Consider the following 2,999-nt stretch of genomic DNA (forward strand, 5'->3'; position numbering starts at 1 on the left):
TAGGACCGGTTACACCCGTTGCTCCTGTTGGACCAGACGAACCTGTGGATCCTGTAGCACCGGTTACTCCAATGGCTCCAGTCGAGCCGGTTGGGCCTGTTACTCCGGTTGAACCCGTGTTACCAGTTACACCAATCGGGCCGGTCGGGCCAGTTGAACCTGTAACGCCTGTTACACCCGTTGACCCGGTCGAGCCTGTGGATCCTGTAACACCGGTTGCCCCCGTGTTACCAGTTACACCGATCGGCCCCGTTGGGCCTGTTACCCCGGTTATCCCAGTTGCTCCTGTGACACCAGTACTTCCTGTTGGACCTGTAACGCCGGTTGCACCAGTTGAACCTGTTGCACCAATCGCGCCTGTTACACCTGTTGAACCTGTCGCTCCAGTCGGACCTGTAACTCCCGTTGAGCCAGTTGCACCTGTTGGGCCTGTTGGGCCTGTGTTACCAGTTAGACCGATTGCTCCCGTAACTCCAGTTGGACCGGTTATGCCGGTTGCTCCTGTAATACCAGTTGGCCCTGCTAATCCTGTAACTCCGGTTGCTCCTGTGACACCAGTAGCTCCGATTGCTCCGGTTGGACCCGTACTTCCGGTTCCTCCTGTTAAACCAGTTGGACCGGTGACTCCGGCAGTTCCTGTCGCGCCGGTTGGGCCTGTTACCCCGGTTGAACCCGTGTTACCAGTTACACCGATCGGCCCGGTTGCACCAATGGCTCCAGCCGGGCCCGTTACACCCGCTGCTCCTGTTGCTCCCGTAACTCCTGTAATGCCAGTTGGACCGGTTAATCCGGTAACTCCGGTGGCACCTGTTGGGCCTGTAGAACCTGTAACGCCGGTCGAGCCTGTTACTCCAGTTAACCCGGTTGCTCCTGTGACGCCAGTGCTTCCTGTTGTTCCTGTAACTCCAGTTGGACCGGTGACTCCCGTTGGACCAGTCAAGCCTGGGGATCCTGTAGCGCCGGTTGGGCCCGTTACTCCGGTTGCCCCGGTGTTACCAGTTACACCAGTCGGGCCGGTCGCTCCTATTAACCCAGTTGGACCTGTAACTCCCGTTGAGCCTGTTGCACCAGTTGCCCCTGTTCCTCCTGTCGGACCTGTGACTCCTGTGGATCCTGTAACACCGGTTACCCCAATGGCTCCTGTCGCGCCGGTTGAACCCGTGTTACCAGTTACACCAATCGGCCCGGTTGCTCCTGTTGAGCCTGCTGCTCCTGTTGCTCCGGTTACACCGGTCGGACCGGTGACTCCAGTTACACCTGTAACTCCCGCTGAGCCAGTTGGGCCAGTTGGGCCAGTGGATCCCGTTACCCCTGTTAATCCAACTGGGCCTGTTGTTCCTGTTACGCCAGTTGGACCAGTTATTCCCGTAACTCCTGTGGCTCCGGTCGAGCCTGTGGATCCTGTTACGCCGATTGAACCCGTGTTACCAGTTACACCGGTCGGACCTGTTACTCCTGTCGAACCCGTGGCGCCAACAGCCCCAGTTGCTCCGGTTGGACCGGTTATCCCGGTTACTCCTGTGATACCAGTTGGACCTACTAATCCCGTAACTCCGGTGGCACCAGTGACACCAGTTGCCCCCGTTCCTCCGGTTACCCCAATCGGGCCTGTTACTCCCGTTGACCCTGTTGCACCAGTTGGGCCTGTTACGCCGGTTGCACCTGTAGCACCCGTTACTCCTGCTGAACCTGTTGGTCCCGTCAAACCCGTGACGCCTGTTACTCCAGTTCCTCCAGTCGGACCTGTGGCTCCGGTTGCACCGATTGGTCCCGTTGGACCTATTACTCCGGTGGCTCCTGTGACACCTGTGCTTCCTGTTAATCCTGCAACACCGGTTGCCCCGATGGCTCCTGTTGAGCCCGTGGCCCCTATTGCTCCTGTAACGCCGGTTGCTCCTGTTACTCCAATCGGGCCTGTTACTCCCGTTGAGCCTGTTGCACCAGTTGCCCCTGTTCCTCCGGTTACCCCCGTTGAACCGGTCGATCCTGTTGGGCCTGTTGCTCCCGTCGCTCCCGTAGCGCCGGTTGAGCCTGTAGAGCCTGTTGCTCCTGTTGGGCCCGTTGAACCCGTGACGCCTGTTACTCCTGCTGCCCCTGTTGCTCCAGTCAAGCCTGTTACTCCGGTGGCTCCTGTTGGACCGGTTAATCCCATTGGGCCTGTTACACCTGTTGAACCTGTGGCACCAGTCGGACCTGTTACTCCCGTTGAGCCTGTTGCTCCGGTGACTCCTATCGCGCCTGTTGCGCCAGTAGATCCTGTTGAACCCGTGGCTCCTATTGCTCCTGTCGCACCGGTTGGGCCTGTTACTCCGGTTATCCCAGTTGCTCCTGTGACACCTGTGCTTCCTGTTGGACCTGTAATGCCTGTTGTTCCTGTAACACCGGTTGCACCCGTTGATCCTGTTGCTCCCGTTGAACCTGTCGCACCAGTTGGGCCAGTGGATCCCGTTACCCCTGTTAATCCAGTTGGGCCTGTTGTTCCTGCTACGCCAGTTGGACCTGCTAATCCCGTGACTCCGGTTACCCCAGTCGGGCCGGTTGCTCCTGTTACCCCGATTCCTCCTGTTGGACCTGTAACTCCAGTAGCACCTGCCAGGCCAGTTGAACCTGTAACGCCGGTTGCACCAATGGCTCCTGTCGCGCCCGTTACACCCGTTGATCCTGTTGATCCCGTAACTCCGGTTGGGCCTGTAGAACCTGTAACTCCAGTGCTTCCTGTATTACCCGTGGCTCCGATTGCTCCTGTAACGCCTGTTGCCCCTGTTCCACCAATCGAGCCTGTAACACCAGTTGGACCTGTGGATCCTGTAACACCTGTTACCCCAATGGCTCCCGTCGATCCGGTTAGGCCTGTTACTCCGGTTGAACCCGTGTTACCAGTTACACCGATCGGACCCGTTGGACCGGTGGATCCTGTGACACCTGTGCTTCCTGTTGGGCCCGTTGAACCTGTAGTACCTGCCGCTCCCGTAGATCCCGTTAAACCCATGATTCCTGTT

At 58.4% G+C, this 2,999-nt stretch carries 1 protein-coding gene; it reads right to left on the minus strand.

Annotation, left to right across the window (positions count from 1 at the left end):
- Window positions 1-2,999: beta strand repeat-containing protein (locus PVOR_RS29235; RefSeq protein WP_006210605.1), on the minus strand; the 2,999-nt coding region annotated here is incomplete at both ends.

The sequence above is a fragment of the Paenibacillus vortex V453 genome (assembly GCF_000193415.1).
Classification (GTDB): domain Bacteria; phylum Bacillota; class Bacilli; order Paenibacillales; family Paenibacillaceae; genus Paenibacillus_AQ; species Paenibacillus_AQ glucanolyticus.